This window comes from Streptomyces sp. NPDC017936, assembly GCF_044328485.1.
In the GTDB taxonomy this organism is placed as follows: Bacteria; Actinomycetota; Actinomycetes; order Streptomycetales; family Streptomycetaceae; genus Streptomyces.
Map to the genome: position 1 here is coordinate 243,313 of NZ_JBIRHK010000008.1, position 15,002 is coordinate 258,314.

The window sequence follows — 15,002 nt, forward strand, 5'->3', positions numbered from 1 at the left end:
CGAAGCCGAGAGCGGGGCGGGGCGGGGACGGCGGGGCGAGGCGCCTCCGGCGGCAGGACACTCCCGCCCCTACCCCCGTGTCAACGACAGGAGCTCCCGCGCCGGCCCCGTCGGCCGGTGCCCCGTCGGCCACACCGCCCTGAGGGCCCGCGCCAGCCGCACCCCCTCCACCGGCACGCTCACCAGCCGCCGCGTCGCCAGCTCCTCCCCCACCGCCAGCTCGCTCAGCACCGACGGCCCGGCCCCGCTCACCGCCGCCGCCTTCACCGCGGTCGTCGAGGACAGCTCGATCAGCGGACGGGCGAGACCCCCCAGCGCCGCGTCGAGCACCTGACGGGTCCCCGACCCCTCCTCGCGGAGGATCAACGGCGTCGACGCCAGCTCCTGCCCGGACAGCGGACGACGACGCCGGGTCCACGGATGGGCGGGCGCGGCGACGACGATCAGGCGGTCGCGGGCGATGACCGCCGAGTCGAGCCCCGACGGCACGGTCAGCCCCTCCACGAAGCCCAGGTCCGCCTCCCCCGACAGCAGCCGCTCCGCCACCGCCGCCGAGTTGCCCGCCAGCAGCGACACCGCCGTGTCCGGCCGCTCCGCGCGCAGGGCGAGCAGCCAGCCGGGCAGCAGGTACTCGGCGATGGTCATGCTCGCCGCGACCCGCAGACGCGAGTCCCGTCGGTCCCGCAGCGCCTGCGCGCCCGCGTCGAAGGCCTGTGCCGCCTCGACGATCCGCCGCGCCCAGTCGGTGACCAGGGCCCCGGCGTCGGTGAGCCGGGAGCCGCGCGGCGACCGGTCGACGAGGGCCACGCCCAGCCGGCGTTCCATGGAGCGGATCCGGCTGCTGGCCGCCGGCTGGGTGATGCCCATCTCGCGGGCCGCCCCGCCGAGGCTGCCCAGCCTCGCCACCGCGAGCAGCAGTTCCAGCGCGCCGAGGTCCGGGACCCGGTGCGCGATCGAGCCCGTCACGTCCGACGGGCGGGCCGGCTCCTTCGCGAAGGTCTCCCGCTCCCCACTGGTCATAAGACCAGCTTATGCCTCAATGGCGGCATACTCCCCGGTCGGGGACGGACCGAGCGCGGTCACGGGACGGACCGGTCACGGTCGCGGTCGCGGTCGCGGTCGCGGGACGGACTCGTCGCCCGCGAGGTGCTCGCGGCCGGGCCGTGCGTCGTCCTCGTCGCCGCCCGGCGGTCGTCGCGGCGCGCGCCCCGCGCGGGCTCGTCACGGATGAGCTGCGCGCAGCGCAGCGCCCAGCACCCGCGGCGCCTCGGCGAGCGACGGCCCGTACCACGTCAGGTGCCGTCCGCTGACCAGCGCGCAGGGCAGGCCGGGGAAGGCCTCGGGGCCGTCGTCGCGGGTGAAGCGGTAGGGCTCGTCGGGCAGGACCACCAGGTCCGGCGCGGCCGCCCGCAGCTCGGCGAGCGGGATCCTCGGGTAGCGGTCCTCGTGCGCCGCGTGGACGTGGTCGACGCCCAGGCGGGCCAGGACGTCCCCCGCGAAGGTGTCCCGGCCGAGCACCGTCCAGGGGCGGCGCCAGACCGGTACGACCGCCCGCCCGCGGGGCTCGCGGCGCACCGGCGCCGTCCAGGCCTCCTCCGCAGCGTCCAGCCACCGCGGGCGCGAGCGCGCACCGCACGCCCGCAGCACGCGGTCCAGTTCCCGGAAGGCCTGCGGCACGTCCCGCACCTCGGTCACCAGCACCTCGACGCCCGCCGCGCGCAGGGCCGCCAGGTCGGGCTCCCGGTTCTCCTCCTCGTTGGCGATCACCAGGTCGGGGGCGAGGGCGACGATCCGGTCGGTCCTCGGGTTCTTGGTGCCGCCCACCCGGACGACGTCGAGGGCCGCCGGGTGGGTGCACCAGTCGGTGGCGCCGGCCAGGACGCCGGGCACGGACACGGCCACCGCCTCGGTGAGCGACGGCACCAGCGAGACGACGCGCACTACCGACCGCGGTCCCGGACCGCCTCGATGTGCTCCGCGACCGCGACGACGACTATCCGCGTGTCCGGGACGGTCGCCCGCCAGCGGTGCCGCACCCCGCCGGTGAGGTAGAGCGTGTCGCCGCGGCCGAGGCGGTAGGCGCGGCCCTCCGCCTCGATCTCGACGGCGCCGTCGGCGACGTACATCAGCTGGTCGTTGCGGTACTGGAACTCCCGGCCCGCCTCGTGGTCGCCGGTGAACTCCGAGGCGTGCATCTGGTGGTGACCGCGCACGAGGGAACGGGAGCGCGGCTCGGGGCCGGGCTCGACGAGCTCGGCGCGGACGACGTCGACGCTGCACGCCGGGTCGGCGGCGGCGAGGAGTTCGACGGCCGTGGTGCGCAGGGCGTCGGCCACCTTCTCCAGGGAACTGGTGCTGGGCCGGGCCCGGTCGTTCTCGATCTGGCTCAGGAACGGCACCGACAGGCCGCTGCGCTCGGCCACGACGGCGAGGGTGAGCTCCAGGGACCGGCGCCGCCGCCGGACGGCCGCGCCCACCCGGAGGGGCTGCTCTTTGTGGTCGCCCATCGCTCCGGCTCCCTCCTTCGCTCGTCGCCGCGCCTACCGAGTGCCCCGCTGCGGGCACACGTCCTCTGCTGAGTTCTCTGCACCCTACGCATGTTCGGCAAACCGTTTCATGTGCCCGTCACATCGAGGACATGCGGCGTCACACGCGACCTCACAGTTCGCGCCAGTCGGTCATCCCCAGGGGATCACGGCGCGCGGACGGCCGCTCGTGTTCTTCCCTTCAATGCGCGGGCGGGCGGCGGTGTTCCCGTCCGGGTCCGGTTCCGGTCCGGGCTGGTCGGGCGCCCGGCATCCCCCGGCGGCACATGCCCGGGCCGGGGCGTGGGCCTCGCTCTGCGTGGTTGTCCGGATCCTTGCCGTGCGGGACGGCTCGAGGGGCGGGTCCCGCCGTACGTCTGCGGCACGTATGGCGGGACCCGCCCCTCGCCGGGCGGTCACGGGGGTGTCAGGTCACCCGGCCGCCCTGCTCTTCTCCCCCTCGCCGGCCACCGGCGCCCACCGGTCGAGCAGACCCGGGTTGTCCTTCAGCCAGGTGCGGACGGCCTCCTGCTCCCGGCCCTCGCCGGCCTTCTGGATCTGCGCCTCCAGGCCGGTGAGCTGCTCCTCGGTCATCGAGAAGTCCCGGAGCCACTCGCCGACCTCGGGGTGGTCGGCGGCGAAGCCCTTGCGGGAGAGGGTGTGCACGCCGTCGCCCTCGCCCCAGGCGCCCCGGGGGTCCTTCAGCTTCTTGAGGTCGTACTCGCTGTACACCCAGTGCGGCGACCAGAGGGTGACCACGATCGGTTCCTTCGCGGCGTACGCGCGCTCGAGCTCGGCGAGCATCGCGGGGGTGGAGCCGTCGACGACCTCGTAGTCGCCGTCGAGGCCGTACCGCGGGAGCACCTCGTCCTCGAGCAGGCCCATCATTCCGGCGCTGGGCTCGATGCCGGTGATCCGGCCGCCGAACTCCGCGGACCTGCCCTTGAGGTCCGCCAGGGAATTCACGTCCTTCATGTACGCCGGGACGGTGAGCTCCAGGGAGGTGGGGCCGTACCAGCGGCCGAGGTCGTCGAGCCGGTCGCCGTACTTCGACCGGTACTCCGCGTGGGTGGTGGGCAGCCAGGAGTCGGTCTGGAAGTCGATCCGGCCGGTGGCCAGTCCGGTGTAGAGGGGGCCGACGGCGTACTGGGTGGTCCTCACGTCGAAGCCGCGTTCCTCCAGCAGCTCCTTCCACAGGTAGGTGGAGGCGATGCCCTCGTCCCACGGGATGTAGCCGATGGTGATCTCCTCGCCCTTGCCGACGTCGGTGGCGGAGGCCTCGGCGGTGCCGGGCTTCGGGCCGAAGACGCCCATGCCGCCGGCGACGAGGGCGAGGACGACCACGCCGACCACGGCCACCGCCGCGCGCGGGCGGTACGTCCACATCGTCGTGCGGGCCTTGGCGGCGGCGCGCCGGCCGAGCGGGGAGAGCCGGGCGCCCAGGGCGCCGGTCATCCGGTCCAGGTAGATCGCGAGGACGACGATGCCGAGGCCGGCCTCGAAGCCGAGGCCGATGTCGAGCCGGCCGATGGCCTCGTTGACGGCGCCGCCGAGGCCGCCGGTGCCGACCATGCCGGCGATGACGACCATCGACAGGCCCAGCATGATGACCTGGTTGACGCCCGCCATGATCGTCGGCAGCGCGAGCGGCAGCTGGACCCGCAGGAGGGTGTCGCGGGGGGTCGTGCCGAAGGCCTCGGCGGCCTCGACGAGTTCCTCGTCCACCTGGCGGATGCCGAGTTCGGTCATGCGCACGCCGGGCGCCAGGGCGAAGATCAGGGTCGCCACGACGCCGGCCGGCACGCCCATGCCGAAGAACAGGATCGCCGGGATCAGCAGCACCATCGACGGCATCGTCTGGAGCAGGTCCAGGACGGGCCTGAGGGCCGCGCCGACGGTCCTGGAGCGGGCGGCCCAGATGCCCAGCGGAACGGAGATCGCCAGGGCGATCACCGTGGCGACGAGCACCAGGGACAGCGTGGACATCGCCTCCTCCCACAGGTCGAGGGAGTCGACGAGGGCGAACCCGGCGAAGCCGAGGACGCCCGCGGCCAGGCCGCGCAGCCACCAGGCGAGCACCGCGAGGATGCCCGCGAGCACCAGGGGCTCGGGGGCGGTGAGGACGGCGTCGAGGACGTCGTACATGCCTTCGACGACCGCCTTGACCGCGTCGAAGAGCCACGACAGGTGCGCGACGAGCCAGTCGACACCGGAGTCGACCCGGTCACCGAGGTGGAACCTAGGCACGGGCGGTCACCTTCCCCTCGTCACGGGGGCGGTCGCAGGGCACGGGCGCCCCCTGCTGTTCGCCCAGGAAGCCGACGAGGCGCCGCCTCGGGACCACTCCGACGAGCCGGTCGCCGTCCCGGACGGCGACCGGGTGCGTCATGCGGGCGCTGAGCGCGCACAGCTCGGTGAACGGCGTGTCGGGGGTCGCGGTCTCGCAGCCGCACTCGGCCTCGTCGCCGCGGACGCCGGTGTCCATGACGGCGGACGCGGTCAGGACGCGCGAGCGGTCGACGTCCCGGGTGAACGAGGCCACGTAGTCGTCGCAGGGACGCACGAGGATGTCCTCGGCGGTGCCGGTCTGCACGATGCGGCCGTCCCGCATGACGGCGACGCGGTCGCCCAGGCGCATGGCCTCGTTGAGATCGTGGGTGATGAAGACGATGGTCTTCTTCAGCGTCTGCTGGAGCGTGAGCAGCTGGTCCTGCATGTCACGGCGGATCAGCGGGTCCAGCGCGCTGAAGGACTCGTCCATCAGCAGCAGGCCGGCGTCGGTGGCCAGGGCGCGGGCGAGGCCCACGCGCTGCTGCATGCCGCCGGACAGCTCGTCCGGCCAGGACGTCTCCCAGCCGGCCAGGCCGCACAGCCGGAGGGCCTCGGCGGCCCGCTCCTCGCGCTCGGCGCGGGGGACGCCCTGGACGGCGAGGCCGTAGGCGGCGTTGTCGAGCACGCTGCGGTGCGGGAAGAGCGCGAAGTGCTGGAAGACCATGCTGATCCTCCCGGCGCGGACCTCGCGCAGCTCGCGGTCGCCGAGTGCGGTCAGGTCCTGGCCGTCGAAGAGCACCCGGCCCGAGGTGGGCTCCAGCAGTCCGTTGAGCATGCGCAGCAGGGTGGACTTGCCGGAACCGGACAGGCCCATGACAACGAAGATCTGGCCCGGGTCCACGGTGAAGGAGGCGTCGATCACGGCGGCGGTGGTGCCGTCGGCGCGCAGCTCCTCCCGGTCGGTTCCGCCGCGGAGCCGCTCGACCGCCTCGTCCGGTCGTCTGCCGAACACCTTGAAGAGGTGCTCTGCCTCAAGCCTGGAGGACACACATACCTTCTCGCATCGGGGACGGGGACGGAGGGCGCCGAGGACCGCCAGGACCCCGCCGGGAGGCCGAACCTCCCGGACCCCGTTAACAGTTGAAACTGCAACGGGCGCCGCTCCGAGGCCGCGCCTGCCCAAGCCCCCTCAGGCCAAACACCGGAGTGGGCCAGGTCACAGACGCTTCGCGACTGCGACGGCGGCGCACACCGGCGCCCGGGCGCGGCCCTCGTGCGGCATGATGCGTGGCGTGACCGGACGACTGATGCTCCTCGACACCGCCTCCCTGTATTTCCGCGCCTACTTCGGCGTCCCGGACTCCGTGAGGGCGCCGGACGGCACACCGGTGAACGCCGTGCGCGGTCTGCTGGACTTCGTCGACCGCCTGGTCAAGGACCACCGGCCCGAGGAACTGGTCGCGTGCATGGACGCCGACTGGCGGCCGAAGTGGCGGGTCGACCTGATCCCCTCCTACAAGGCGCACCGGGTCGCCGAGGCGCACGAGGCCGGCCCGGACGAGGAGGAGGTCCCCGACACGCTCTCGCCCCAGGTGCCGGTCATCGAGGCCGTGCTGGACGCCCTGGGCATCGCGCGCGTGGGGGTGGCCGGGTACGAGGCGGACGACGTGATCGGCACGTTCACCGGGCGGGCGCGGGGCCCGGTGGACATCGTCACCGGCGACCGCGACCTGTACCAGCTGGTGGACGACGCGCGCGGGGTGCGGGTGCTGTACCCGATCAAGGGCGTCGGCACGCTCCAGGCCACGGACGAGGCCTGGCTGCGGGAGAAGTACGGGGTCGACGGCCGCGGGTACGCGGATCTGGCGCTGCTGCGCGGCGATCCGAGCGACGGCCTGCCGGGCGTGCCCGGCATCGGGGAGAAGACCGCGGCCAAGCTGCTGGCCCAGTTCGGCGACCTGGCCGGGATCACGGCGGCGGTCGACGACCCGCGGGCGAGGCTCACACCGACGCAGCGCAAGCGCCTCACCGAGGCGCGGCCGTACCTCGCCGTCGCGCCGAAGGTGGTCCGGGTCGCCGACGACGTGCCGCTGCCCGAGGTGGACACCACGCTTCCGCGCGCGCCGAAGGACCCGCAGGCGCTGGAGGCACTGGCGGAGCGCTGGGGACTCGGCGGATCGCTGCGGCGGCTGCTGACCACGCTCGCCGTATGAGCGACGCCTTCCGGGGCACCCGAACGACAGGGATGCTAACTTAGGTAACCCTAACTGAAGGAACCTGGGAGGCCGTCATGGCAGAACGTCCGGCACGGAAGCCGAGGAAGCCCCATTCCGCGCGGGTCGTCCGCACCGAACGGCTCACCCCGCACATGCAGCGCGTGGTCCTCGGCGGGGAAGGGCTGGCCGACTTCACCGCCGGCACCTGCACCGACCACTACGTGAAGCTGCTGTTCGGCGCCGAGGGCGTCACCTATCCCGAGCCCTTCGACCTGGAGCGCGTGCGGGCCGAGTTCCCCCGTGAGCAGTGGCCCGTGACCCGGACGTACACGGTGCGCCACTGGGACGCCGAACACCGCGAGCTGACGCTGGACTTCGTCCTGCACGGCGACGAGGGCCTGGCCGGACCGTGGGCGGCGCGCGTCCGGCCCGGCGAGACCATCCACTTCATGGGACCCGGCGGCGCCTACGCCCCCGACACCGCCGCCGACTGGCACCTGCTGGCCGGTGACGAGAGCGCCCTGCCCGCGATCGCGGCCGCGCTGGAGTCGCTGCCCGCCGGCGCCGTGGCGCACGCCTTCGTCGAGGTCGCCGGCCCCGAGGAGGAGCAGAAGATCGACTCCGATGTGGAGGTCGTCTGGCTGCACCGCGGCGACCGGCCCGTCGGCGAGCGGCTCGTCGAGGCCGTCCGGGCGCTGGAGTTCCCCGAGGGCCGTCTGCACGCGTTCGTGCACGGCGAGGCCGCGGCCGTGAAGGAGCTGCGCCGGCTGCTGCGCGTGGAGCGGCAGGTGCCGCGCGAGGACCTGTCGATCTCCGGCTACTGGCGGCTCGGCCACAACGAGGACGGCTGGCAGGCCTCCAAGCGGGAGTGGAACGCGCGCGTGGAGGCGGAGCAGGAGGGCACGGCGCCGGCCGTCTGACCCGGCGGCCCGGCCCTCCTGGCCGGCTGCTCGACGGGCTCGGCCGTCCTGGCCGCCGGCCCCCTGTCACGGCGGTGCCGCGGCGGGTGCGCGTGATCGTCCCCGGGGCGCGGCGGCCGCCCCGGCCCCCGGTCACCGTGCCGGACGCCGCCCGTCCCGCACGCGCGCGTGCAGATGCATGTCGTGCCAGCCGTCCGGGTGCAGCAGGGCGCTGCGCTTGGTGCCTTCCAGCTCGAAGCCGGCCTTGGCGGCGACGCGGCAGGAAGCCCGGTTGGCGACGGCGTGCGTCAGCTCCAGGCGGTGGAAACCGATCTCCTCGAACGCCCAGTGGGCGAGGGCGCTCGTGGCGCGCGCGGCCACGCCCCGGCCGCGGGCCGCCGCCGTCGTCCAGTAGGCGATCTCCGCGACCCCGTCGCCGAGCCGCACGTCCCGCAGCGCCACCCGCCCCAGCGGCACGTCGGTCCCCGCGTCGGTGACGGCCCACTGGGCCCCGTGCTCCTCGCTCCAGGCGGCCCGCCACTCCTCGATCCAGCCGGCGACCTCCTCCACGGAGTCGGCGGCCCGGATGTGCCACTGGTGGATCAGCGGATCCTGGAAGGCCGCGTGGACGGCGGGCGCGTCGTCGTCCCGCCAGGGGCGCAGGACCAGCCCGTCCCTCGTGGGGAGGACGGGCTGCGGAGTACGGGAGAGGGTTCCGGCGGGCAGGACCGGCTGGGTGAGGAAGGGCATGATCGACATCTTGCCAACCCGGTCCGGGGCGTCCAACGGTTTTCGCGCCGGGGCGAGAGCGCCCGCCCCCGCGGTACCGCTGACCGGCCCCGCCTCCCCGCCCGCCCGACGCCCGACCGGCCCCCACCGCCCCCGCCGTACCCTTGATCCCGATGAGACGCCGCACCCCTCCCCCGCCCTCGCCCCTGCCGCAGCGTGACGGGGTCGACCCGGTGCGGGTGCGGCTGCCGGGCGAGGGGAACTGGGCGACCGTGCGGGAGCACCTCCTGGAGCGGTTCGGCGCGGCACGGGCCGATCTCGTGGAAGGGATGTTCGCCGCGGGGCGGATCGTCGCGGCCGACGGGCGGGCGGTGGCGCCGGACGCGGCCTACCGGCCGGGGATGTTCGTGTGGTTCCACCGGGAGCGGGCGCCCGAGGAGCCGGTGCCGTTCCCGCTGGAGGTCGTGTACCGGGACGACCACATCGTGGTCGCCGACAAGCCCCACTTCCTCGCCACGACGCCCCGCGGCAGCCACGTCGCCGAGACGGCACTGGCCCGGCTGCGGCGCGAGCTGGACCTGCCCGCGCTGGGCGCCGCGCACCGCCTCGACCGGCTCACCGCGGGGCTGGTGCTGTTCACCGTGCGCCCCGAGGAGCGCGGCGCCTACCAGACCCTGTTCCGCGACCGGCGGGTGCGCAAGGGGTACGAGGCCGTCGCGCCGTACGACCCCGCGCTCGCGCTGCCGGTGACGGTGCGCAGCCGGATCGTGAAGGAGCGCGGGAGCCTGACCGCCCGTGAGGTGCCGGGCGAGCCGAACGCGGTCAGCCGCGTCGAGCTGCTCGCCCACCGGCCGGACGGTCTCGCCCGCTACCGGCTGACCCCCCGGACCGGCCAGACCCATCAGCTGCGGGTGCACATGGCGGCGCTCGGCGTCCCGATCCTCGGCGACCCCCTCTACCCCGAGGTGGCCGGCCCCGTCCCGGCCGGTGACTTCCGGCGCCCGCTGCAACTGCTGGCGCGGGAACTGGAGTTCACCGATCCGGTGACGGGGGCGGCCCACCGGCTGCGCAGCGGGCGGACCTTGGGCGCCTGGTCGTCGTACGACGACTGGGCGGGTGGTCAGTAGCCGCGGCACCAGGCCAGGAAGCGCCGCCAGGCGCCGGGCCTGCGGGCCGGCGCCCCGGCCGGCGCCGGGGCCGGCCCGGAGCGGGAGGTGACCGCCGGCCGGGGCCCGGGCTCGGCGGCGGGCGACGCGGCGGCCGTGGATCCGGCGGTGACCGGCGCGGGCGCGGCCGTCCCCCGGGCGGGCGGCGTCCCGGCGGCCGTGTCCGCGACGGCGGGCGCCGGCCGCGGCGCGTGCGTGATCGCCATGGCCGGGCGCTGCGGGGGCACCGGACTGTGGCTCGGCTTGACGACGATGTCCTGCTGGGGCCTGGGCTCGAACCGGGCCGGCAGCGCCACCAGGTGCCGCGAGGCGATCGACGTCGTCCAGCGCAGGTCCTCCTCGTCGCAGTCGAGCTGGACGTCCGGCAGCCGCATCAGCAGTGCGTCGACGCCGACGTCGGCGATGGCGCGGCCGATGTCCTGGCCGGGGCACTCGTGCGGGCCGCCCCCGAAGGCGAGGTGGGAGCGGTTGCCCATCATGCTCGCGGACAGGTCGGGGCGCACCCTGGGGTCGACGTTGCCCGGTGCGGGCGCGAACAGGAGGCCGTCGCCCTTGCGGATGCGCTGTCCGCCCAGTTCCGTGTCCTGCTTGGCGAAGTAGCCGAGGACGGCGCTGAACGGCGGCTCGTCCCACAGGGACTGCTCGACCGCCTGGGCCACCGTCATCTGCCCGCCGTTGAGCCGGGCGACGAAGTTCGGGTCGGTGAGGACCATGCGCAGCGCGTTGGACAGCAGGTTGACCGTGGCCTCGTAGGCGGCGAAGAGGACGAGCCGCAGGTGTTCGCGCACCTCGTCGTCGGTCAGTCCGGCCGGATCGGTGACGAGGTGGCTGGCGAAGTCCTCGACGGGCTGGGCGCGGCGGCGGGCGGTGAGCCGGCTGAGGGCCTCCATGACGTAGGTGTGGCTGGCGATGGCGGTCTCGGTGCCCTTGAGCGCGTCGCGGGCGGCGTGGACCATCCGGTCGTCGTACTCCTCCGGCATGCCGAGGACGTGGCACATCACGGCCATCGGGAGGTGTTCGGCGAACTGGCCGACCAGGTCGGCCCGGCCCTCCTCGCAGAAGGAGTTGACCACGCGCTGGCTGGACCGGTAGATGTACCGGCGCAGTTGGCGGTCGTCGATGGTCGCCATGGCGGCGGTGACCGCGTCGCGCAGCCGCTTGTGCTCGTCGCCCTCGGCGTGGGAGCAGATCGGCTGCCAGGCGATGTGCGGCATCAGCGGGTGGTCGGGCTGGACCATGCCCTCCCGCAGCGGGGTCCAGGTGCGGCTGTCCCGAGTGAACCGGGAGGGCGTGCGCACCATGTACAGGTTCTCGGCGTGGCCGAGGACCACCCAGATCGGTACGTCGTCGTGGAGGAGCGCCGGCGCGACGGGACCGTGCTCTTCGCGCAGTTCCTCGTAGAGGTCGTCCAGATCCTCCGCGCCGGGGCCGTAGAGCCGCCGCAGTCCGCCGGGGCCGCGGCCGTGCGCGGGGCAGCCGGGCGGCGGCTCGACGGCGAGGTCGTGCGGTCCGGTCGTCGTGGGATGTTCAGGCGTCACAGGGGGTCGCTCCGAGACGGTGGGGAATCGGGTGTCGGGGGGTGTGGGCTGGGTCAGGTGAGGCTGCGGCTGAGCGCCAGGGCGTGCAGGAAGCGCATCAGCGTCATCAGCACGTCCCGGCTGGAGGCCCGGCGCCGCACGTCGCACTCGACGATCGGGACCTCGGGCGGCAGGTCGAGGGCGGAGCGCAGGTCCTCGAGGGGGTAGCGGGGGCCGTCGGGGAAGGTGTTGACGGCGACCACGAAGGGCACGCCGCGTTCCTCCAGCCGCCCCATGACCTCGAAGCTGACCTCGAGACGGCGGGTGTCGACCAGGACGACCGCGCCCAGCGCGCCTTCGAACAGGCCGTTCCACAGGAACCAGAAGCGTTCCTGGCCCGGCGTGCCGAAGAGGTAGAGCACCATCTGGTCCGTGATCCGGATGCGGCCGAAGTCCATCGCCACGGTGGTGGCGGTCTTCGTCTCGGAGCCGTAGTTGTCGTCGACGCCGACGCCGGCCTGGGTCATGGTCTCCTCGGTGGTCAGCGGTCTGATCTCGCTGACCGAACCGACCATGGTCGTCTTGCCGACGCCGAAGCCGCCCACGATGACGATCTTGGCTGCCGCCGTGATGGTGTGCGGCAGGTGGTCCTCGGCCCGTGGGCCGGGAATCGTGTCAGAGCCGTTGAAGTCCATGCATCACCGCTTCGAGGAGGGAACGGTCGGGCACCTTCTGCCGGACGATCGGAGCGCGTGCCTGTACGAGGTCGGCGGCCAGCATCTCGGTGAGCAGCACGGTCACCACGCTGAACGGCAGGCCGAGGTAGGCGGACACCTCGGCCACCGACAGCGGGGCCCGGCACATCCGCAGCACCGCCGACTGCTCCGGCGTCGCGGAGGAGGGTGGTTCGGCGTGCGCCACCACCAGCGTGACCAGGTCGAGGGGGGCGCGATCGCCGTCCGCGCCCGAGATGACGTACAGCCGTTCCAGCTCCTTCTCCTTCCCCTCCTCGGAGGGGGGTGAAGGCGGTTCCGGCAGGGGGTCGCGCCGCCGGCGTCGCGGAGGCGTCATGCGTTCTGCCCGTGCCGCCGGGGCGGGGAGGTCAGATGGGCGCCGATGCGCACGACGAGGTCGCGCATCATGCCGCTCATCCGGCCCGCCTCGCAGCGCACGTCGGCGAGCACGGCGAGGTAGGCGTTGGCGCCGGCCGACATCATGTAGAAGTAGCCGTCGTTCAGCTCGATGACGACCAGTTTCATCTCGCCGTCGCTGGAGTGGAACTCCTGGGCTACGGCGTTCGCCAGGCTCTGCAGTCCGGCGCAGGCGGCGGCGACCCGGTCCGCGGCGTCGGGGTCGCCGGCGTAGCGGGCGATGCGCAGTCCGTCGGACGACAGCACCACGATCATCTCGATGCCCGGAACTCCGTCGTAGAGCTCCTTGAGCAGCCAGTCGAAGTTGGCACGCTGCTGGATCACGTGAGGTCCCTCTCGTCGTCGGCCTCGTTCTCGGCCTTGTTCTCGGCCTTGTCTTCGATCAGGTGCAGGTATGCGGTGGGGTTGCGGAGGAAGTCGGTGGGGTGGACGTCCGGGGGCATGTCCTTCTTGAGGCCCTCCCAGAAGGCCTCGAAGTGCACTCCGGGTTCGAGCCCCTTCTTCTTGGGCTCCGGCTCGGGCCGGGCCTGCGCGAAGGGGTCCGGCCTGCCTTCCCGCGCCGCGGCCTCGGCGGCGTCCTGCGCGGCGTACGCCTCGCGGTAGATCTGGCTGATCGGGACCGTCGCCTTGCTGCGCCGCTGCGGCAGGCCCTTGTCGGTCCACTCGGTGACCTCGGGCACCTCGTCGTCGTCCAGCGAGACGTCGGCCGGGACGCGCGGGTTGGTGGGGCGGCGCTTCTTGGGCGGGCGTTTGGGGCCCTCCCCGATGCTCGCCAGGTCGATCTGGGGCACGGAGGTGGCGCCGATGCCGTGGGCGAAGCCGGGGGCCGGATCGGTGGTGAGCATCCGGCTCGGCACGACGAGCACGGCGCGGACGCCGCCGTACGCCGACGTGCGCAGCGACACCTGCATGTCGTACGCCGTGCACAGGCGGCCGACGACCGCGAGGCCGAGGCGCGGGCTTCCGCCGAGTTCCTGGACGTCGACGCCCTTCTTGGCCGCCTCCAGCATGCCCTCGACCCTGGCGCGGGCCTCCTCGCTGAGGCTCACCCCGGCGTCCTCGATCTCGATGGCGATGCCGGTCTGCACCTCGACGGCGTTGACGTGCACCTTGCTCTGCGGGGGCGAGTAGCGAGTGGCGTTGTCGAGGAGTTCCGCGAGCGCGTGGATGAGCGGCTCGGCGGACAGGCCGCGGACGTTGACCTTGGCGATGGAGTCCAGCTGGATGCGGCGGTACTCCAGGATCCGGGACATGGCGCCGCGCAGCACGCTGTACAGCGGGATCGGCGAGGGCCAGTTGCGGGCGGGCCGGCCACCGCCGAGGACGGCGACGGTGTCCGCGAGGCGGCCGATCAGCGCGTTGCCGTGGTCGATGCGCAGGAGGTCGTCGAAGACCTCGGGGTTGCGTCCGTGGTCCTCCTCCATCTCCCGCAGTTCCCGGGCCTGTTGGTGGACGATGGACTGGACGCGCCGGGCGACGCTGACGAAGGCGCGCTGGGCGGAGTCGCGCAGCGCCTCCTCGTGGTCGACGATGTCGAGGATCTTCTCGATCACCTGGTGCTGGCCGGCGTCGAGTTCGCCGAAGGCGGGGTCGGCCTCGGAGAAGTGGAGCATCACCTCTCTGGGGGAGTTGCCGGTGCGCAGCCACTCCACCGCCCGGGGCACGAAGTACCGGGCGACGGCGAGGTTGCGCTCCTCGTGGGCGCAGACCCTCCGTTCGAGGTCGGCGATGCGCCGGTCCTTCTCCGCGCGCGCCTCTCCCAGACGCCGGCCGTGGTGCACCGACGCGCCCCCGGCCGCGGTGACCAGAAGGGTGGCGACGGCTCCGCAGACGCCGACGGCGAGCCGCGCCGACGGCGCGACGAGGGCGGCGGCGGCTCCGGTCACCGCGGCCATGAGTATCGCCGGCAGCAGGAGCAGGCGCGCGAAGGCCGGTTCACGGCGACCGGGTGGGGACTGAACACTCACCATGTGGGCACCCTCTGTAGGGACGTGTCGGCATCTTCGGTACAAGGGGAACAAGCGCACGAATTCACCTCAAGCCGGTGCGCCGCGGGCGAGCTTAGTCCGACCGGATCATCGCCGTGTCATGTTCGGCGACCGCCTGAAACCGGCCCGGTGCCGGGAGTAGCCTCTACCGTTTCGCACTCTGAGGATTTGTTCGCACACACTGAGTAACGACGTACGGGTGTGCGAGGTGACTCACCGGGACGGGTGAAACGAGCGGCGCGAGGCTGCCGTGGGACGCCGGCGCGGGCGCGGTGCCGCACGGGGGCCGGATCCGGTGCGGACGAAGACGGGCGCCCGCGCGCTCCGGCGCGAACACCGGCCGAGGGAGGCGCTGTCGGCCTGGGCGCCGTTCGTCCAGGGGGTGTCCCGGGTGAGTGCGGCTCACGCGGGGACGCAGGGCCGCAACGGGGTGAGGCTCCGCCCCGGGGGGGGCCCCCCCCGGGGGGGGGGGCGCCCCCGGGGGGGGGCCCCCCCCCCCCCGGGGGGGGGGGCCCCCCCCCCCCCCCCCCCGCGCCGGCC

General features: G+C 73.9%; 14 protein-coding genes. 3 read left to right on the forward strand and 11 right to left on the reverse strand.

Going from position 1 to position 15,002, the window contains the following annotated elements:
- Nucleotides 1-69: 69 nt before the first annotated feature.
- The 5 genes from ACH4F6_RS18940 to ACH4F6_RS18960 all read right to left on the reverse strand — a co-directional run bounded on the left by ACH4F6_RS18940 (nucleotide 70) and on the right by ACH4F6_RS18960 (nucleotide 5,844).
- Complete coding sequence (locus ACH4F6_RS18940; protein ID WP_397961342.1) at nucleotides 70-1,020, reverse strand: LysR family transcriptional regulator; 951 nt, start codon at nucleotides 1,018-1,020, stop codon at nucleotides 70-72.
- 201 nt (nucleotides 1,021-1,221) lie between these two features.
- Nucleotides 1,222-1,941 carry a helical backbone metal receptor gene (locus tag ACH4F6_RS18945; RefSeq protein WP_397961343.1) on the reverse strand — a complete coding sequence of 240 codons (720 nt, stop codon included), beginning with the start codon at nucleotides 1,939-1,941 and terminating at the stop codon, nucleotides 1,222-1,224.
- Nucleotides 1,941-2,507: a helix-turn-helix domain-containing protein gene (locus tag ACH4F6_RS18950; protein WP_397961344.1), complete on the reverse strand. Its 567-nt coding sequence runs from the start codon at nucleotides 2,505-2,507 to the stop codon at nucleotides 1,941-1,943. The genes ACH4F6_RS18945 and ACH4F6_RS18950 overlap by 1 nt, the downstream gene beginning before the upstream one ends.
- A gap of 450 nt (nucleotides 2,508-2,957) precedes the next feature.
- Nucleotides 2,958-4,772, reverse strand: coding sequence for an ABC transporter permease/substrate binding protein (locus ACH4F6_RS18955; RefSeq protein ID WP_397961345.1), 1,815 nt, complete (start codon nucleotides 4,770-4,772; stop codon nucleotides 2,958-2,960).
- Nucleotides 4,765-5,844, reverse strand: coding sequence for a glycine betaine/L-proline ABC transporter ATP-binding protein (locus ACH4F6_RS18960; protein WP_397961346.1), 1,080 nt, complete (start codon nucleotides 5,842-5,844; stop codon nucleotides 4,765-4,767). Before ACH4F6_RS18960 ends, ACH4F6_RS18955 begins: the two co-directional genes overlap by 8 nt.
- Nucleotides 5,845-6,079: 235 nt before the next feature.
- On the opposite strand from ACH4F6_RS18960, the gene ACH4F6_RS18965 reads away from it, so the two are divergent.
- Complete coding sequence (locus ACH4F6_RS18965) at nucleotides 6,080-7,009, forward strand: 5'-3' exonuclease H3TH domain-containing protein (RefSeq protein ID WP_397961532.1); 930 nt, start codon at nucleotides 6,080-6,082, stop codon at nucleotides 7,007-7,009.
- Nucleotides 7,010-7,086: 77 nt separating this feature from the next.
- Complete coding sequence (locus tag ACH4F6_RS18970; RefSeq protein WP_397961347.1) at nucleotides 7,087-7,932, forward strand: siderophore-interacting protein; 846 nt, start codon at nucleotides 7,087-7,089, stop codon at nucleotides 7,930-7,932.
- A 132-nt stretch (nucleotides 7,933-8,064) separates the two neighbouring features.
- Here the strand turns inward: ACH4F6_RS18970 and ACH4F6_RS18975 are convergent, their stop codons facing one another.
- Complete coding sequence (locus ACH4F6_RS18975; protein WP_397961348.1) at nucleotides 8,065-8,661, reverse strand: GNAT family N-acetyltransferase; 597 nt, start codon at nucleotides 8,659-8,661, stop codon at nucleotides 8,065-8,067.
- A 152-nt stretch (nucleotides 8,662-8,813) separates the two neighbouring features.
- On the opposite strand from ACH4F6_RS18975, the gene ACH4F6_RS18980 reads away from it, so the two are divergent.
- Nucleotides 8,814-9,767, forward strand: coding sequence for an RluA family pseudouridine synthase (locus ACH4F6_RS18980; RefSeq protein ID WP_397961349.1), 954 nt, complete (start codon nucleotides 8,814-8,816; stop codon nucleotides 9,765-9,767).
- Here ACH4F6_RS18980 and ACH4F6_RS18985 read toward each other — a convergent pair.
- Genes ACH4F6_RS18985 through ACH4F6_RS19005 form a run of 5 tightly spaced genes read right to left on the reverse strand, consistent with a single transcriptional unit; the run spans nucleotide 9,761 to nucleotide 14,444 of the window.
- Nucleotides 9,761-11,344, reverse strand: a complete 1,584-nt coding sequence (locus ACH4F6_RS18985) for a cytochrome P450 (protein WP_397961350.1) — start codon at nucleotides 11,342-11,344, stop codon at nucleotides 9,761-9,763. The genes ACH4F6_RS18980 and ACH4F6_RS18985 overlap by 7 nt on opposite strands.
- Before the next feature lie 53 nt (nucleotides 11,345-11,397).
- Nucleotides 11,398-12,018, reverse strand: a complete 621-nt coding sequence (locus tag ACH4F6_RS18990; RefSeq protein WP_397961351.1) for a GTP-binding protein — start codon at nucleotides 12,016-12,018, stop codon at nucleotides 11,398-11,400.
- A complete protein-coding gene (locus ACH4F6_RS18995) occupies nucleotides 11,999-12,394 on the reverse strand; it encodes a DUF742 domain-containing protein (RefSeq protein WP_397961352.1) in 396 nt (131 codons plus the stop codon). Before ACH4F6_RS18995 ends, ACH4F6_RS18990 begins: the two co-directional genes overlap by 20 nt.
- A complete protein-coding gene (locus ACH4F6_RS19000; RefSeq protein WP_397961353.1) occupies nucleotides 12,391-12,798 on the reverse strand; it encodes a roadblock/LC7 domain-containing protein in 408 nt (135 codons plus the stop codon). The genes ACH4F6_RS18995 and ACH4F6_RS19000 overlap by 4 nt, the downstream gene beginning before the upstream one ends.
- On the reverse strand, nucleotides 12,795-14,444 hold the full coding sequence (locus ACH4F6_RS19005; RefSeq protein ID WP_397961354.1) for a sensor histidine kinase: 1,650 nt from the start codon (nucleotides 14,442-14,444) through the stop codon (nucleotides 12,795-12,797). Before ACH4F6_RS19005 ends, ACH4F6_RS19000 begins: the two co-directional genes overlap by 4 nt.
- Nucleotides 14,445-15,002: the final 558 nt, after the last annotated feature.